The organism is Actibacterium naphthalenivorans (assembly GCF_014196965.1).
GTDB lineage: Bacteria > Pseudomonadota > Alphaproteobacteria > Rhodobacterales > Rhodobacteraceae > Actibacterium_A > Actibacterium_A naphthalenivorans.
The window spans coordinates 1-16,854 of sequence record NZ_JACIEQ010000012.1 but is presented as its reverse complement, the minus strand read 5'-3'; the positions used below and the strand labels follow the sequence as shown (position 1 = coordinate 16,854).

At 61.4% G+C, this 16,854-nt stretch carries 15 protein-coding genes and 1 tRNA gene; 6 read left to right on the top strand and 10 right to left on the bottom strand.

Annotated elements, in window-relative coordinates; translation table 11 throughout:
- The first annotated feature begins 30 nt into the window (after window positions 1–30).
- Both GGR17_RS18310 and GGR17_RS18305 read left to right on the top strand, forming a co-directional pair.
- Window positions 31–933: an MBL fold metallo-hydrolase gene (locus GGR17_RS18310; RefSeq protein ID WP_054539411.1), complete on the top strand. Its 903-nt coding sequence runs from the start codon at window positions 31–33 to the stop codon at window positions 931–933.
- 70 nt (window positions 934–1,003) lie between these two features.
- Window positions 1,004–1,078 (top strand) — tRNA-Asn (locus GGR17_RS18305).
- Window positions 1,079–1,270: 192 nt separating this feature from the next.
- Here the strand turns inward: GGR17_RS18305 and GGR17_RS18300 are convergent.
- The 10 genes from GGR17_RS18300 to GGR17_RS18255 form a co-directional block, all read right to left on the bottom strand.
- Entirely contained in the window at window positions 1,271–1,918 is a 648-nt protein-coding gene (locus GGR17_RS18300; protein WP_054539412.1) for a hypothetical protein, read from the bottom strand.
- Between the two features lie 324 nt (window positions 1,919–2,242).
- A complete protein-coding gene (gene folK / locus GGR17_RS18295) occupies window positions 2,243–3,088 on the bottom strand; it encodes a 2-amino-4-hydroxy-6-hydroxymethyldihydropteridine diphosphokinase (protein WP_054539413.1) in 846 nt (281 codons plus the stop codon).
- Window positions 3,085–3,915 carry a dihydropteroate synthase gene (gene folP / locus GGR17_RS18290; RefSeq protein WP_157445578.1) on the bottom strand — a complete coding sequence of 277 codons (831 nt, stop codon included), beginning with the start codon at window positions 3,913–3,915 and terminating at the stop codon, window positions 3,085–3,087. Before folP ends, folK begins: the two co-directional genes overlap by 4 nt.
- Window positions 3,897–4,775 (bottom strand): aminotransferase class IV, encoded by an 879-nt coding sequence (locus tag GGR17_RS18285; protein ID WP_082386621.1) that lies wholly within the window; start codon window positions 4,773–4,775, stop codon window positions 3,897–3,899. Before GGR17_RS18285 ends, folP begins: the two co-directional genes overlap by 19 nt.
- The gene (locus tag GGR17_RS18280; RefSeq protein ID WP_054539414.1) at window positions 4,762–5,358 is read right to left on the bottom strand and encodes an anthranilate synthase component II; all 597 of its coding nucleotides are present in this window, start codon (window positions 5,356–5,358) and stop codon (window positions 4,762–4,764) included. Before GGR17_RS18280 ends, GGR17_RS18285 begins: the two co-directional genes overlap by 14 nt.
- Window positions 5,349–6,767 carry an aminodeoxychorismate synthase component I gene (gene pabB / locus GGR17_RS18275; protein ID WP_054539415.1) on the bottom strand — a complete coding sequence of 473 codons (1,419 nt, stop codon included), beginning with the start codon at window positions 6,765–6,767 and terminating at the stop codon, window positions 5,349–5,351. Before pabB ends, GGR17_RS18280 begins: the two co-directional genes overlap by 10 nt.
- A gap of 124 nt (window positions 6,768–6,891) precedes the next feature.
- Complete coding sequence (folE, locus tag GGR17_RS18270; protein WP_054539416.1) at window positions 6,892–7,503, bottom strand: GTP cyclohydrolase I FolE; 612 nt, start codon at window positions 7,501–7,503, stop codon at window positions 6,892–6,894.
- Between the two features lie 544 nt (window positions 7,504–8,047).
- Window positions 8,048–9,373 (bottom strand): NAD(P)/FAD-dependent oxidoreductase, encoded by a 1,326-nt coding sequence (locus GGR17_RS18265; protein ID WP_054539417.1) that lies wholly within the window; start codon window positions 9,371–9,373, stop codon window positions 8,048–8,050.
- Window positions 9,370–9,744: an SHOCT domain-containing protein gene (locus tag GGR17_RS18260; RefSeq protein WP_054539418.1), complete on the bottom strand. Its 375-nt coding sequence runs from the start codon at window positions 9,742–9,744 to the stop codon at window positions 9,370–9,372. Before GGR17_RS18260 ends, GGR17_RS18265 begins: the two co-directional genes overlap by 4 nt.
- 84 nt (window positions 9,745–9,828) lie before the next feature.
- Complete coding sequence (locus GGR17_RS18255; RefSeq protein ID WP_235974540.1) at window positions 9,829–10,629, bottom strand: hypothetical protein; 801 nt, start codon at window positions 10,627–10,629, stop codon at window positions 9,829–9,831.
- Window positions 10,630–10,815: 186 nt separating this feature from the next.
- Here GGR17_RS18255 and GGR17_RS18250 point away from each other — a divergent pair, with 186 nt between their 5' ends.
- From GGR17_RS18250 to GGR17_RS18235, 4 genes are all read left to right on the top strand, one after another.
- Window positions 10,816–11,430 (top strand): TetR family transcriptional regulator, encoded by a 615-nt coding sequence (locus GGR17_RS18250; protein WP_054539420.1) that lies wholly within the window; start codon window positions 10,816–10,818, stop codon window positions 11,428–11,430.
- 146 nt (window positions 11,431–11,576) lie between these two features.
- On the top strand, window positions 11,577–12,728 hold the full coding sequence (locus GGR17_RS18245; protein WP_235974539.1) for an efflux RND transporter periplasmic adaptor subunit: 1,152 nt from the start codon (window positions 11,577–11,579) through the stop codon (window positions 12,726–12,728).
- A 3-nt stretch (window positions 12,729–12,731) separates the two neighbouring features.
- Window positions 12,732–15,896, top strand: a complete 3,165-nt coding sequence (locus GGR17_RS18240) for an efflux RND transporter permease subunit (RefSeq protein ID WP_054539421.1) — start codon at window positions 12,732–12,734, stop codon at window positions 15,894–15,896.
- 185 nt (window positions 15,897–16,081) lie between these two features.
- Window positions 16,082–16,750 carry a TetR/AcrR family transcriptional regulator gene (locus GGR17_RS18235; protein ID WP_054539422.1) on the top strand — a complete coding sequence of 223 codons (669 nt, stop codon included), beginning with the start codon at window positions 16,082–16,084 and terminating at the stop codon, window positions 16,748–16,750.
- Window positions 16,751–16,854 lie beyond the last annotated feature (104 nt).

Here is a 16,854-nt window from a genome sequence, read left to right as displayed (position 1 = left end):
TCGGGCGCAGCCTTCGGAAGGAAGCGGAAGATGGACGAACCAGCCGGGTTCAACCCGCCGGTGGGCGTGGTGCAAAGACCGGAACCGGGGCTGCGGATGGTGCTTGCCCCGAACCCCTCGCCGATGACATTCCGCGGCACCAACACCTATATCCTGGGCGAAGGCGACGTGGCGGTGATCGATCCCGGCCCCGACGCGCCCGCGCATCTGCAGGCCATCCTCGGGGCGCTGGCACCGGGCGAGCGGGTCAGCCACATCCTGATCACCCATTCCCATGTCGATCATTCCGCGCTGGCCCCGGCCCTGTCGCGCGCAACCGGCGCGCCGGTTCTGGCCTTTGGCGACAGTTCCGCCGGGCAGCGGCCCGAAATGGCGCGGCTTGCGGGGCTGAGCGGCGGCGAAGGCGTCGACCGCGCCTTTCGCCCCGACGCCACCCTCGCCGATGACGAGGTCTTGCACGGCGCCGGCTGGTCGCTCACCGCGCTCTGGACGCCGGGCCACATGGCCAATCACCTGAGCTTTGCCTGGCGGGACGCGGTGTTCACCGGAGACCATGTGATGGGCTGGGCCACCTCCATGGTATCGCCGCCCGACGGCGATCTGGCGGCTTTCATGGCGTCGCTGGAAAAGCTCGTGCCCCGGCAGGACCGCGTGTTCTACCCGGCCCACGGCGCCCCCGTCACCGCCCCGGCCGCGCGTCTGGCCGGGCTGATCGCGCATCGCCGCAGCCGAGAGGCGCAGATCCTTCAGGCGCTGACCCACGGTCCGGCCACCCCGGCAGAGCTCGCCGCGCGGATCTACACCGACACCGCCCCCGCCCTCCTGCCCGCGGCGGCCCGCAACGTCCTGGCCCATCTCATTGATCTTACGGAAAGAAATCTGGTCGGCCCTGATGAAATCCTAGGAAGCGAAAGCCGCTTTTCGCGCCGTTGACGATTGTCACACTTTCTTTGGAAAAGCCTCTGGACGGGGCCAGCCAGTGTTGCTATATCGCCCCCGGTGTTCCGGCGTAGCTCAGCGGTAGAGCAGTTGACTGTTAATCAATTGGTCGTAGGTTCGATCCCTACCGCCGGAGCCAATTCCCCTTGATTTTATTGGGACAATTGGCGCAACACGAATCCTACTAACAACCTACTATTGCTTTAGCGTTGGTTGGTCGGGGCGTTTCGGCCCCTCTTTTGCTCACGAAGACGTGACCGCATGTCGAACCCTGCGCGGTCCCTTAGAGCCGGTTCGCTACGATGATGCCGCGAACCGGCCATGGCGCAGATCATGCCTCAATTACGATCTTCACTTTTTCAGCATCAACTCCCAACGACTGCGCCAAACGGCGCTTCGCTTCGGCGATGGTCAAGGGCACTTCGTCGCCGGGCGTGGACGGCTTGACGGAAGGTTCGGACAATCCTTCGTCGGCGGGCGCGGCAATCTTCATGGAAAGCAACGGCTCCCTGCCAAGCGCGATACCGCCACCAACCGAAGAAGCTGCATTCGGGTCTTCTTGCAGAAACATGGACACCCACACGCCGCGACCAACGGGGATTTTGTGCCCCGCGTCAAGCCGAGCGCGATATGCGCGGTCAAAGCGGTCCCGCATTTCGTCGCCATCCACTAGATAGGCCAACCCCTTCTTCGGGTCGTCCTTGTCGTCAACAGTAACAGCCACGACGTAATCTACGTCGTCCAACGTCACCCAACCGTTGTCATCGTCGTTGCGCGGGAAGGCAATCCAAGTGTCCTGCGTGGTCCGAATGGATACGGTGTGTTGTTCATCGTCCTTGACGATCCGGCGGACGCTCGACTTGCCAATTCCTTGGATGCGCTCCACCCGCCAACCGGCTTGCTCCAATGCCCGCTCACCCAATTCAAACAACTTGCGACGATTGGATACCTTTTCGGGTGTTCCAGAAACATTTGTCATACCGATTCTCCTTTATGCGTTTCGCCCGACCCACACATAGGACTAAATCCGGAATACGCCAAGATGGTCCAGATTTAGTCCACAAACCAAACACGGACGAAATAAAAAGAAACCCCGGCCGCGTCGTTATACGCGAACCGGGGTCAGTTGCCCTTGGCACTTAGGGAAGGGCTCTCCGCGAGTTGGAGGAAACTTGGGGCTCAGGTCAGGCGCAGCGCGAGCGAGCTGGGCGCGGCGAAATGTGCAGGCGCAACGAAGTAGAGCTGCGTCATGAACGCTCCCAGCTCGGACCCTGCGAAGATCTTGGCACGGGACGGGACGGCTTCACTCCTCCAGCGGCACGATATCGCCGTCCGCGACATCAATCCCGATGGCCGCGTCACCGATCTTGCGGCCCTGCACCGCCTGCTCGGCCGCGATCTCCGCCAAAGGGACGAGGACGAAAGCGCGGTTGAACATGTCCCGGTGCGGCAGAGTCAACAACGGCGTTTCCATCTCGAGGTCGTCGATGAAGAGAATGTCGATATCGATCATGCGCGGCCCCCAACGCCGCGCCGGAACGCGGCCCAAAGTCAGTTCGATACGTTTGACTGCCTGAAGAAGCACGACGGGTTCGGCGGTGGTCCAGCCCATGGCGCAGGCGTTCAGGAACCAATCCTGGTCCGTCTCCCCCCAGGGCTCGGTCTTGTAGAAGCGCGAGACACGGTCGATCACGGTCCCCTCGAGCGTGTTCATCCAGGCCAGCGCGGTGCGCAAATTGCCCGGCTTGTCGCCGATGTTGCTGCCGAGCGAGAAAGCAACCCGTCGTCGCCGGGTGCGAACGATCTCGATCTCCACATGATCGAGCGCTGCGGCGATGGGGGCCGAGGGCTTGCGCACCCGCACCCGGACCTCGCCGACCGGGTCGAACCGCGCCAAGACCGCCTCGGCGATGCGCGCGCCCAGCGTCTCGATCAGGTTATAGGGCCCCAGCCCCGAAATCTCGGCCGCCAAGTCGCACAGCGCGCCGTAGCAGACGGCCTTGCTGTAATCGTCCTCCCCTGCGCAAGCCGCGAGGTCCAGCCGGCAGTCGATGTCGACGAAGAACTTCTGGCCCAGCTTCCTTTCCTCGGGGTACACTCCGTGGAACCCATGCAGGCACAGGTTTCTGACGCTGATCCGGTCCGTCATCGCGCGGCCTCCATTGCATTGTAGATCCTGATCGCGTCCGCATGGGCGCGCACATCATGAACGCGCAACACTCGTGCGCCATTCGCCAGGCCAAGCACATTCGCGCCGAGCGTGCCGAATAGCCGGTCTCCAACATCGGTCTTGAGCGCCGCGCCGATCATCCGCTTGCGCGACAGACCGAGCAGGATCGGGCGACCAAAGACGGCGAGCCGATCCAGCTGGGCAAGCAAGGCGTAATTTTGTTCCAGCGTTTTGCCGAAGCCGAAGCCGGGATCGAGTATGACGTGTCTTTCCGGAATTCCCGCCTCGCGCGCCAGACGCAGCGTGCGCTCGAAGAATCGCAGCACGCCATCGACGATGTCGATGCAAGCATCGGCTCCCTCTCGGTTGTGCATGGCAACCAGCGCACAGCCCGTGTCCGCAGTGGCGAAGGCCATATCCGGGTCGCCCTGCAACCCCCAGATGTCGTTTACAACCGAGACCCCCAGCGCGGCGGCCTTGCGGGCCACTGCGGCTTTATAGGTGTCGATAGAGGCCGCTACGGTGAGCGCGTCGCAGATCGGCCTCAGGACATGCCCGAGACGCGCCAGCTCCTCCGTCTCGGAGAGGGGTGTGGCGCCGGGACGGGTGGATTCGGCACCGATGTCGATGATGGCCGCACCCTCTTTCTCCATTCGCAGCGCACCCGCGACGGCTGCGGCGGGCTCCTCATGCTGCCCCCCGTCGGAAAAGGAATCGGGGGTCACATTAAGGATCCCCATCACGACGGGCGCGGCCTCAACTGCGGCGAGGAAGGCATCGCGTTTGCTCAGGCGAAGATCGGCCATGCGGAAAGTCCCTTCTCTGTCCACGGGCAGGTGCCGTGGCGGTGTCGAATTTCTGACGAAAGGGCGTTGGCCAGCCCGGCGATCGCGGCGAGGCCCGCAGTCGCAAGCGGCGCACCGTCCAGCGCGACGATCGGCGCGATCAGGCGCAAGCTATTCGTCATGAATACTGCATCGGCGCCTGTCAGTTCCTCGGGCACGAGATGACCCTCGACCGGCGTCAGCCCCACCTGCGGCGCCAGGGTCAACAGCTCGGCCCGCACCACCCCGCCCAGAACTCCGTCATCGAGTGGCGGGGTTTTCAGTTCCTCTCCGCGGAGCGCGAAGATGTTCCCAGCTGCTGCACAGGCCACGCGCCCCGCCGAGTTTAGAAACAGAGCATCTTCCGCCCCTGCCTCGGCGGCAGCCGAAAGCGCGAGTACCGCGTCGAGATAGCCGAGGCATTTGTGGCGTGAGGTCGGAGAGGTCTCGTTGCGCGTAATCGCTGCGGTAACCGCTGTCACCGGCCGCCAGACCGCCCCCGGCGGGCCGGGCCGGGCTGACAGGATGGTGCGGGGACGCGGGTCGGCAGGGGGCTTCAGTCCCCTTGGTCCGGCCCCCCGCGTCACGGTCAGGCGCAGCGTTCCGGTACCTGCCTCGGCCGCCGCCATCTGCAGCAGGCCGGCGATTTGAGCCGACGGCATTACGATGCCAAGTGCCGCGCAGGTCTCGGCAAGCCGGGCTACATGGCGGTCGGCAAACACCACGGCGCCGTTGATCGCCAGCGAGGTGTCAAAGGCGCCGTCGCCGAGCAGCAGCCCGCGGTCACTCAGATCGAAGGGCGCGGCACCTCCGTCGACGGCGCATCCGTCAAGCCACTGCATTGGACCGCCACTCCGCCGTCATCCGGAAGAAGTTTCCGAAAATTTCGTGGCCTTTCTCAGAAAGGATGGACTCAGGGTGGAACTGCACCCCGAAGGTCGGATGATCCGTATGTGCCAGCGCCATGATCTCTCCCTTTTCGGAACGGGCCGTAACGCGCAGGCAGCGATTGAAATCTGGCGTCTCGGCAACGATCAGCGAATGGTAGCGTCCCACCGTCAGAGGCACAGGCAGTCCATGGAAAAGGCCGGCCCTGCCGTGGCTGATCGCGCTCGCACGGCCATGCATCGGCTCTCGCGCCCGGGCGATCCTTCCGCCGAAGGCGGCACCGATGCACTGATGGCCCAGGCACAAGCCTAATATCGGAACCCTTCCCGACAAGCGGCGCACCACCTCCAGCGACACGCCAGCCGCGTCGGGAGCGGCCGGCCCGGGGGAGATGATGATCTCTGTGGGCGCAAAACGCTCCACCTCCGCCACGTTGACCGCATCGTTTCGTATAACTTGAGCCGGGTGGCCAAGCTCGGCGCAGTAGCGTGCCACGTTGAAAACGAAGGAATCATAATTATCGATGATCAGAAGCATGGCGTGTCGCTCTCGGGGCTGGCCGCGAAGGCGGCGAACAAGCGGTCGGCCTTGCACAGCGACTCCGCATATTCCGCGACCGGATCGGATAGCAGGGTGATCCCCCCGCCAGCCTGCACAACCGCCCGGCCCGCGCCGAGAATTGCGGTGCGGATGGCGATGTTCAGATCCATCGCTCCGTCGAATCCGACATAGCCGATGGACCCGCAATAGATGCCGCGGGCAATCTTCTCCTGTTCGGTAATGATGTCCATGGCGCGGATCTTTGGCGCGCCGGTAATGGAACCGCCGGGAAAGCAGGTTTCGATGAGGTCGATCGCGCCACGTCCGGGTTGCATGCGGCCGCGCACCACGGAGGTCAGGTGATGCACCGAGGCGTAGCTTTCCAGTCCGCAAAGCACGGGCACCTCGACGCTGCCCGGCGCGCAGACCCGGGAGAGGTCGTTGCGAAGCAGGTCCACGATCATGATGTTCTCGGCCCGATCCTTTTCCGAAGCCTCAAGCTTCGCCGCCAGTGCCCGATCCTTCGCCGGATCGGCGTCGCGCGGGCTCGTGCCCTTGATGGGCCGCCCCTCCACCTCTCCGGCCCGTAAGCTGAGGAACCGCTCGGGTGAGCTGGAGGTGAAGACCGTCTTACCGTCCTGCAGATAGGCGGCAAAGGGGGCGGGGTTCATTTTTCGCAGGATGCGGTAGAAAGCCCAGGTGTCAAACCCCTCGGGCAGCGCGGCCTCGAACCGCTGCGTCAGGTTCGCCTGATAGATGTCGCCGCTGAGGATATGCGCGCGCACTCGGTCAACCGCATCCCTGAATCCCCGCGGGGTGAAGTTGGAGCGCCACCCCGAAACCGGCGCACAGGGTGCGGCCCGCCCGGGTTGGTTCTCCACGAGGGACGTGCTCTCCAGAAATGCCAGCGTTTCAGCCAGCCGCGCCTTTGCCCGCGCCGCGCGCGACGCGCCGTCCTGTTGGGGGAAACCGCTGGAGAAAATGCGGAAACGCTGCTCCAGGCGGTCGAAGGTACAGATGAGGTCGTAGAACGCCAGGCGCAGATCAGCGCAGCCCGGCTCCCCTCTTTCCGGCCGTGCCAGCTGTTCCAAACTCTGGCCCAGATCGTAGGAGAAATGGCCGATGCAGCCGCCGCGCAGAGGCGGTCCTTCAGGATCCGGGTCGAGCCGCCACCGACCCAAAATCTCGCGCAATCGCATGAGCGGCGCACCTTCAAGCGGCGCACCACACCAAAAGGCACGCCCGTTCTGTACAACGAACTCTCCGTAAGGCGAGTGGCCGATGAAGGCGTAGCGCCCCGTGGAAAGGTCCTCGCCGCCGCTGTCCAGGAAGGCGAACCCCGGCACATGGCGGAGGCGGTCGGCCGCCTCTAGCGGCGGGACCCAGGGGAGTTCACGCTCGATCATGGCACGCTCCTGAGCGCCGCCCAGGCAGCGGTTCGGTGACCGCGATGACGGCGGCGGCGGCGCGGCGCTCGGTGCCGACGATAGCCGCTTGGGGCGTTTTCACGAACATGTCGCGGCGCGCCCGTCAGTCGCGCAGAAGGCGCAACGTCTCACTCCGCAAGCGCGGATCGGTGGACAACTCACCGCGCGTCACAAGGGTGATGGTGGTGCTTTTGTCCGCGCGCACGCCCCGCATCGCCATGCACATGTGTTCTGCCTCTATTGATACCATCACGCCGCGCGGGCGCAGGGCTTGATCCAGCGTGTCTGCGATCTGCGCGCATAGCCGCTCTTGCAGCTGTGGGCGGGCTGCGATGGTGTGGGTAACGCGTGCAAGCTTGCTCAGTCCTGCCAAGCGACCGCCATCGGGCAAATAGGCTACACTGGCCTTGCCGAAGAAGGGCAGCAGATGGTGCTCGCACATCGAAAAGAAAGAAATGTCCTTTACGATGACGACGTCCTCGTGGGCGTCGGCGGTGAATTGTGTCTGCAGATGCACCGCCGGGTCTTGGTTCCGACCGGCGAAGACCTCCTGATACATCCGCGCCACGCGCGCCGGAGTTTCCAGCAACCCCTCGCGCCCCGGGTCTTCCCCCAGTGCCTCCAGGATGGACCGCACCGCGGCCTCGATTTGCGCCTGCACTTCCGCCGCAGATTTCACCTGCGGTCCAGCGTCACCGGTTTTTGAGCAATTCATTTACGTCCCCCCAACATTGCCGCAAAACTCGTGGTGCCACAGGATTGGCGGTGATTAAATCAAGGAATTCATAGGTTGATAATCATTTGAAATGATTATCTGAATCCGGATCGCTGTTTTATGGTTGCGCCCACAACCATGTCAACTGCGCCTCGAGGTGATTTTCAACAAGTGATTCGAGGTGATTGAATGCTAACTTCCAGAGACGCAGATGGATCGGCAGGGCGCTTGTCGTCCAGCAAGGCCCGCAACAGCGGCACAAAGGTTTCCTGCCTGTCTGTAATCTTTACCAGCGTTTAAAAACGGCAACATACCCGCCTCGATCGCATTGGACACGGCCGGAAGCCTGCCTCCGGTTTGGCGGTTTCCATATTCGTCAGCGGCCGCTCTCACAGCGTCCTGCGCTGCGGGTCCTTGTCTCAAAATTGGCCACGAAGGCGTCCACGGAACATGGCTGTCGGTTGGATGAAAGTTCAGTGACAGGCCACTCGCCATCGCACAAGCTGCACCGAGACCTCGCAGCTCATACCGTACTGCCTTCTCCCTAGTCAATCCGCACTGAAGGGCGGACCAGCGCAGCAATCCTGCCCGACAGCCAGAGAAGAGCCGTCCGCGGTGCCCCATGGAGTTCAGCCTGATGCATCCGGTACAGCATCGCGTGGCTCAACTGCGCAAAACGACCCTCGATGAAACCGTCCCGGAAAAACCCGCGCCGGGCAAGCGTACCGAAGGCATTGTACTTGCTCAGTGATACCAGAGACCCGAAATCGCGGAACACGAAGGGGGGTATCTTGGTCCCCTCAATCCAGGCCGGAAGATGCCGCCCGAGGTGAGCAGCCTGTTGGCGCGCTACCTGCGCCGTCGGTGGCAGCGGTCGCTCTGCGCCATCAAGGCGCAGACTTGCACAATCGCCGACCGCGAAGACATGCTCGTCGGTCGTAGTCTGGAAGGTCGGGTTAGTGACGATCTGACCGGTTCTGGTTTGCTCGAAGCCGGACAAGTGGGCAAAGGCGGCCGGGGCCTTGATCCCTGCGGCCCACACACGAAGCTTGGCCTCGACGCGCGTCCCATCGGCAAGCGCAAATCCATCCTTGTCAGCGCCAACGACCTGCGCGTCGGTGAGCACGGTAATGCCAAGATCCCGCAACTGTCGAGTCGCTGCTGTGGCCACCGTCTCAGGGAAGCTTGCGAGAATACGCGAGCCGGCCTCGATGAGCGTAAGTTCGAGACATGGTCGCAAATCGCCGCCGTAGTTTCTGATCAGTTCGAGAAGCTGGCTGATCTCGGCGGCGAGTTCAACGCCGGTTGCGCCACCACCCACGATCGCAATTCTCAGCGCGCCGCCATATTCCGCTGTGCGCAGAAGATCGTCATATAAGCGATCATTGAAGGACTGTGCTTCATTGATATCATCGATGAAACGGCAGAATTCGGCGACGCCCGGTGTGCCGAAATCGTTGGCCCGACTGCCGGCGGCGAGGATGAGCACATCATAGTTGATCAGTCGACGATGGAGTATGGTCTCGCCTTCGTCGGATACAAGCGGATCAAGGGCGACGGTGCGGGCGTTGCGATCGATGTCTGCGAGCGCACCCAACACATATCGGAAGCCGTGCTGAGACGCATGGGCGAGGAAGGGAATCTTTTCTTGATAAACGTGCGAGGTACCGGCGGCGAAAGTATGCAGCATCGGCTTCCAGACATGAGCGGCGTTTTTGTCGATCAGCGTCACCTCGGCTTTCTTTGTCCGGCCCAACCGCGTGCCGAGCTTAGTGGCCAGGGACAGCCCGGCGATGCCGCCGCCCACGATAACAATACGCGGAACGCGTTTTGCGCGGGGCAGCGGTGTCGCCGGGATGGTCTCGGTCATGCAAGAGCCCTCTGCTTGAGCGCGTTGAATTCCTCCTCGGTCAATGTGCCGGCATCCAGCAGGCGTTTGGCCGCTTCGATCTCCTGAGCCGGGTTCTGTCCGGCAACGTCGCGGATATAGGAATCCACCGCGGTCTTTTCTTGTTCCATCTGTTTGGCGGCGCGTTCCGCCATGCCATCGCCGCGCACGACGACGTAAACAAAAACCGTGAGGAACGGCACAAAGATCAGAAAGACGAGCCAGATCGCCTTGGCCCACCCGCCAAGCGTCTGATCCCGTGCAAGATCGGTGATGACAGAGGCGAGCAGGATGATACAGGCGACAAAGGCGGTGGCCGCCAGTAACGAGCTGATGATATTAACGAAGGTCATGAATATTTCCTTTCCGTAAAGTGTGGTTTCATGTCTTTTTTCCCCGGATATCATCCTTGAGAACCGCCTCCCGATGTGGCCAGATCAACCCAGCTTCGAGAATGCGCGCTTGATTTTCTGAATGGTTCGGTCATGAGCGGCACGCGCATCCGCGAGACCGCCTTTTACGGCTTTCCAGGATTCGTCTCGAACATCCTTGACCTCGCCAATCCGCGCCTCGAATTTCTCGGTCTCATCCGACAGCCGTGTGATAGCAGCCTCGAACTCCGCGCGCGCCCTGTCCACGGAATCTGTCACCTGCTCGCGCATTGCCTTCTGGGATTCCTCCCATGACTGACGCTGGACTCGTGCCCTCGCAACGATCACGCCATTTATGGTCCCGGCCTGATCGTGCGCCGCCTTCAGGAAGGCCTGGTATGCGCTTTCAACCTCGATCCACTCTGTTTCGAGCGCCTTCTGGATATCTTCGACATCGTCCTTGACGGCTGCCTCCGCCTTGTCGCGCAGATCTCGGTCGAGTTTCAGCAAGACCTCGCGCGAAGCCTTGAAGCGGGCAAGCGCCGCATCCGCCTCCTCGCGGGCCGAATCTTTCAGCTTGTTGGCGGTCTTCTCGGCCTCGGTTATCATGGTGTCCACGTCGTCGAGACGCTGCTTGATCCAGGCGAGAGTTTCATGGGCATAGGAATGATCGTTCATCGAAGTGTTCCATTTCTTTTGGTGAGAAGGTGTATGAGGCTCTGCGGACAGGGCCTTTCGCCTGTTCCATGGGTCATTGGGTCCGGTGGTGTCGGCGTTGTTGAACGCCGGACAAGGGCCGCCGAAAGTCTCGGCGGCAAACTCGACCGGGGTCGCGACCTCTTCGGCCTCGTCCGGCGCCGGTCGCAAGCGCGACTATTCCTGAAAACTGTCCGGTCATACCGGTTCTCCTGTCTCAACTAAACCGTCGATACGCGCGACCGATAGGGCTCGGCAGAGCCAAGTCACGCAGTTTGATCTGCAGCAATGTCTCAATATCCCTTTACATACATCCATGTATGTTTGTAAGGCGGTATCTAGAAGCTGGAGATTCGAATGCGAAAGACCAAGAAAGACGCGGAGCAAACCCGTATCGCGATCCTCGATGCAGCGGAGTCGCTGTTCTGTACCCAGGGAACGGCCACAGCAACGCTGGAGAAAATATCACGCGCGGCAGGGGTGACGCGGGGTGCGCTTTATTGGCATTTCACAGATAAACTGGACATCTTGCGGGCCCTGCACGCGCGGAGTGTTGCCCCGCAGGAGAACCTGATCAGAACCGCCGCAGAAAGCGGACACGACGATCCTTTGGGCCTTCTGGAACAGGCCTCCATCGAGATGTTGAAAACATTCGAAAAAGACGAACATCAACAGCGTCTCTTTACCATCATGACCGCGCACCGACCCGACGAAGAGGGCGCAGCATGGTTCGCCGAAGTGAATGCCAACATGTTTAAAACCTTGACCCGCCTGACCGTTCAGGCGCGAGATTTAGGTATGCTCAGCCCCGATCTTACGCCCGAAGAAACGGCGGTTATGATGATGTCCACAATGAACGGGCTGCTGAGCGAATGGCTGCGCTGCAACAGAAGCTTTGCATTGGTCCAACTGGGCAGCAAGCTTTTGCGCAAGCAGATGGCGTTCATCCGTGTTCAGCGTGCCACGGCATGAACGCGGCTCATCTGAGCGTTGTCGGCATGCGCTTGCGCCCAAAAATCAGCTGTCGCCCCGGCAGCATCCAACCGGCTGGACAGCACTCTCGTTTCTGTCGCTCTGCCGTAACTGTTTTCCCCAAAGCCCCCATAAAGAGGTTCTTCATGACGCATGGTTCAATTCGGAAACACGCGAGTATGATCTCCTTCGCGGTTTCCCTGTCTCTATCGCCACTTTCGGCCCTGGCGCAACAGATGCCGCCCGCGAATGTCACGGTGATGACCGCAGAAGTCGCGCAACATGTGATCACCAAGCGCCTGCCAGGACGGGTCAAAGCCTCCACGGTGGCGGAGGTCCGACCGCAAATCTCAGGTATCATCAGCGAGCGCCTGTTCGATGAAGGCGAATGGGTCGAGAGTGGCCAGCCGCTCTATAAGATCGAAGACGAGGTGTATCGTGCCGATGTGGAGGCCGCCGAAGCGGCGGTTGCCCAGGCTCAGGCCAGTTACGATCTCGCCGTCCTCGATGCGCATCGCGCGGAAGACCTGTTCTCGAAGAACGCGGGATCGGGTGCTGCCCGCGACACGGCCCTGGCCAACCGTGCTCAGGCTGCGGCGGGGCTGCAATCGGCCAAAGCACAGCTGAGCAGAGCACAGATCAACCTGAACCGCACAACGATCACAGCCCCTGTCTCGGGTGTGATCGGTTTGTCGCAGACGACGACCGGATCGCTGGTCAGCGCGCAACAGGCGACTGCGCTCACCACGATCCGCACGCTCGACCCGGTCTATGTCGATGTGACGCAATCGGTAAATGACCTGCTGGAGTGGGGGCGCGCGTCCGAACCACAGGCCTTTTTCAGCGAAGCAGAGGCGACGCTTCTGCTGCCCAATGGGGACGTCTATGACCACAAAGGCCAGCTCAGAGCCGCCGAGCCGCAGGTCGAGCCTACGACCGGGATGGTGACCTTACGGATCAGCGTTCCAAACCCTCAGTACCGTCTTCTTCCAGGGCTTTATATCGAAGTCGAACTGCCGCAGGCCGAGACGGCCGAGGCGGTGCTTGTTCCCCAAAGCGTGGTCATGCGAGCCGAAAACGGGGATGCCAGCGTTTGGGTTGTTGAAGGCGGGAAGATCGCGGAGCGCGATGTTTCAATTGTTGGCTCCTCCGGGCGGTTCTGGGTGGTGAATGGCGGCCTGAACTCGGGCGATCAGATCGTCACGTCCGGTTTCCAGAAAGCCGGACCGGGCGCTGAGGTTCAGATCATCCCGGCCGAGGGTCAGTCTGCTCCTGCCGCCGCTGCTGAAGGGAACTGATCCATGTCACGCTTTTTCATCAACCGCCCCATCTTTGCGTGGGTGTTGGCGATCATCGTCATGGCGGTCGGCATCCTGTCCATCACCCGTATGCCGGTAGCCCAATATCCGTCGATCGCGGGACCGTCGGTCGTTATTGGCGCCACCTATCCGGGGGCGTCCGCCGAAACTGTTGCGGACACCGTTGTTCAGATTATCGAAAAAGAGATGACGGGTCTCGACGGGCTGCGTTACATCAACTCTTCCACCACCTCGACCGGGCATGCCACGATTACGTTGACCTTCGCTTTGGGCACCGATCCTGACATCGCGCAGGTGCAGGTGCAGAACAAGCTGTCGCTGGCCGAGGCAACCCTGCCCGAATCCGTCGTCCGCCAAGGTGTTACGGTTGAAAAATCTGCAACCGGTTACCTGATGATCGTTGGGCTGGTGTCGGATGACGGGGCCCGGAGCGCGATTGACCTAGCTGATTATCTGGCCTCGAACATCGTCGAGCCGGTCTCGCGCCTGTCAGGCGTTGGGAAGGTCGAGCTTTTTGGCTCGGAATATGCGATGCGGATCTGGATGGACCCGCAGAAATTGAAATATTATGATCTGACGCCCGCGACCGTCGTCGCCGCGATTACCGCGCAGAACGCGCAGATTTCGGCCGGGTTCTTCGGCGCAATGCCCGCCCCCGAAGACCAGGAGTTGAACGCGACAATCACCGCCCAGTCGCTTTTGAAAACACCGGAAGATTTCGAACGTATCGTGCTTCGGGCCGATACGGATGGCGGTCTGGTTTTGCTGCGCGATGTGGCACGGGCGGAGCTTGGCACCGAAAACTATGAAATTTCGGGCTTTTACAACGGAAAACCCGCCTCGGGTATGGCAATTCAGCTGGCCTCCGGCGCCAATGCGTTGGATACGGCCGAGATCGTCAAGGCGAAGATGGACGAATTCGCCGAGTCCCTGCCTGCGGGCGTCAGCTACGTGATCCCTTACGACACCACGCCTTTCGTGCTGATCTCGATCGAGGCCGTGCTGCATACGCTGGTCGAGGCCATCGCTCTGGTCTTTTTGGTCATGCTGATCTTTCTCCACAACTTCCGTGCGACCTTGATCCCGACCCTGGCGGTTCCAGTCGTGCTGTTGGGGACGTTCGGCATCATGGCTGCGCTCGGCTTCAGCATCAATACGCTGACCATGCTGGCCATGGTTCTGGCCATCGGTCTGTTGGTTGATGACGCCATCGTGGTGGTCGAGAACGTCGAGCGCATCATGCATGACGAGGGTCTCGGTCCAAAGGAAGCCACCGAAAAGTCGATGGATGAAATCTCGGGCGCACTGGTCGGTATCGGCATGGTCGTCTCGGCGGTGTTCGTGCCGATGGCTTTTTTCGGCGGTGCAACGGGTGAGATGTACAAACAGTTTGCCGTCACCATTGTTTCGGCCATGGGATTGTCTGTGCTTATCGCCCTGATCTTCACGCCGGCGCTTTGTGCAACGGTGCTGAAACCTCAAGAGCATTCGGGCGGCAAGCGTCAGGGGATACTGTCGCGCATGGGAACCGGGTTTTCGAACTGGTTCGAACGCAATTTCGGGCGGCTCACCAATGGCTACGGCGGGCTGGTCCGTCGCGTGACGGCGGGTCCGCTGCGGATGCTCGTGGTCTATTTCCTGATCGTCGGCGGCATGGTCCTGCTTTATCAGCGCACACCAACCTCGTTCTTGCCGGATGAGGACCAGGGGGCCTTGATCACCATCGTGCAACTGCCCTCGGGCGCGACGGCCAAGGCGACCGAAAAGGTGCTTCGCAAGGTCGAAGGCTACTGGGCAACAGCGGAGGAAGAAAACGTCGAGTCCGTCTTTTCGGTTCGGGGCTTCTCTTTCTCCGGGCAGGGGCAGAACATGGGCATGATGTTCGTCAAGCTCAAGGACTGGCATTTGCGCGAGGAATCGGAGGACTCTGTCCAGGCGATCGCCGCGCGCGGCATGGGTCCGCTCATGGGCGGCATTCAGGAAGCCATCGTCGTACCTTTCGCACCGCCTGCGGTTATGGAGCTTGGAAACTCGAACGGGTTTACGGCCTATCTGCAAGCCACCAACGACAAGACCCATCAGGAGCTTTTGGAGGCGCGCAACATGTTGTTGGGTATGGCCGCGCAGAATCCGGCCCTGACCGCCGTGCGGCCGAACGGTGTCGAGGACGCGCCGCAGTTCCGTCTGAACATCGACTGGGCCAAGGCGGGTGCGGTCGGGGTGACGGCGGCGGATGTCGGCAGTTTCCTCAACACCGTCTGGTCAAGCGCCTATGTCAACGATTTTCTCTATGAAGGTCGGGTGAAGCGCGTCTTCGTTCAGGGCGAGCCTTCGGCGCGCTCGGTGCCAGAGGATATTTCGCTATGGCGCATTCAGAACGTGTATGGCGATTTTGTCGATTTTTCGACTTTTGCCTCACAGGAATGGGTCTATGGTCCGCAGCAGGTCACCCGCTATGACGCGCTGCCGGCCATGGGGATCGAAGGGGCGGCGGCGCAGGGTTATACATCGGGCGAAGCCATTGCGGTGATGGAAGGTCTGGCGGCCGAACTGCCCCAGGGATTCAGCCTGCAATGGACCGGCATGTCGCTTGAAGAAAAAGAAGCCGGAGCAGGCGCGATGGCGCTCTATGGTCTGGCGCTGGCGGCGGTGTTCCTATGCCTTGCGGCTCTCTATGAAAGCTGGAGCATTCCGGTGGCCGTTCTGATGGCAATGCCGGTGGGTATCCTGGGCGCTTTGCTCGGTGCGCTGATCGGCGGTCAGTCGAATGGGGTCTATTTCCAGGTGGGTCTGCTGACAGTGGTGGGCCTGACCGGCAAGAATGGCATCATGATCGTGGAATTCGCCCGTGAGCGCATAGCCAGCCTTGGGGAAACTGCGGTTGAAGCGGTGCGTGAATCGGCCAAGCAGCGTTTCCGCCCGATCCTGATGACGTCGCTGGCTTTCGGCCTCGGGGTTGTTCCTCTGGTCCTGTCCTCGGGTGCGGGTGCGGGGGCGCGTCAGGCGATCGGCTATGCGACATTGTTTGGCACGATCACCGGCACGGCGCTGGCGATCATCTTTGTGCCGGTGTTCTTCGTGCTGATCGACAGGCTGTTCTCTCGTGGCAAGCGCAAGAATGAGCTGCCCGATGCCAAGACTGTGTAGGAGTTCCTCCGTTGATCCCGAACGCAGGTCAGCGGCGCCGGTGCGGCCAAGGAAAGGATGTGTAGATGACCTTTGAGGGACGCTTGCCCTAGGGTAAGGGGGGCTGCACCGGTATCGGGGCAGCCTCCTCCACGCCGCTTGCCCGGGACATGCAGCCGGGTCTGGAAAATGCATATGTTTTTATAATGTCCATTCACGAAAACGAGACCCCGAACGCTCATTCTCGCCTCGGTCGCCCCCCGGTCCTCAGCGAAGCGGCGCGGTGTGCACAAATCGTCGCGGCGGCTGAGGCCGTGTTCTTGTCCAATGGGTTCTCTGCTGCGACGATGAAAGAGATTGCCAAAGCCGCCGGCATGTCCAAGCGCACACTCTATAAATATTTCGACACCAAGGAGACGCTGTTCATTGCCTTCATCAATGAGGCGGAGGTCGTGCCTGATGCCCTACAGCTTCGCCATTCCGATCCGCGTGAAGAGCTGCGCCTGCGGTTCCAGATCCTTTTGCGGCATGCTCTCTCGCCCCGTCAAATCCGAATGACCCGGCTGATGATTGAAGAGGCCGACACCTTCCCGGCGATGGCAAAGGCGTTTTATGATCGGGCGATGAAGCGCGGCAATCGCTATATTGCCGAGACGCTCAGTCGGCTTGCCGCGGAACAGCCGGAGCGCGACAGTGGGTCGGCTGAACAGTTGGCGGCTATTGTGACGGGCGCTGTGTTCGGAGAACTATATCTTCGCGCGCTCCTGTGCGAAAACAGCGCCATGACCGAGACGGAGATGTCCCGGAGGATCGACGTCGCCCTGGGGTCGGTGTTTGCCGGGTCTCGTCCCGGCGGAGACGATCAGCCCCTCTGATGAGCTGACTGTCCGTCGTCAGAGTTTTTGGGCCAGTTGGCGGCCTGATCTAAGAGAGTATCTGGCGCATCTGGTTGGTTTGATTATGCGGCGGGTTTGCGGTG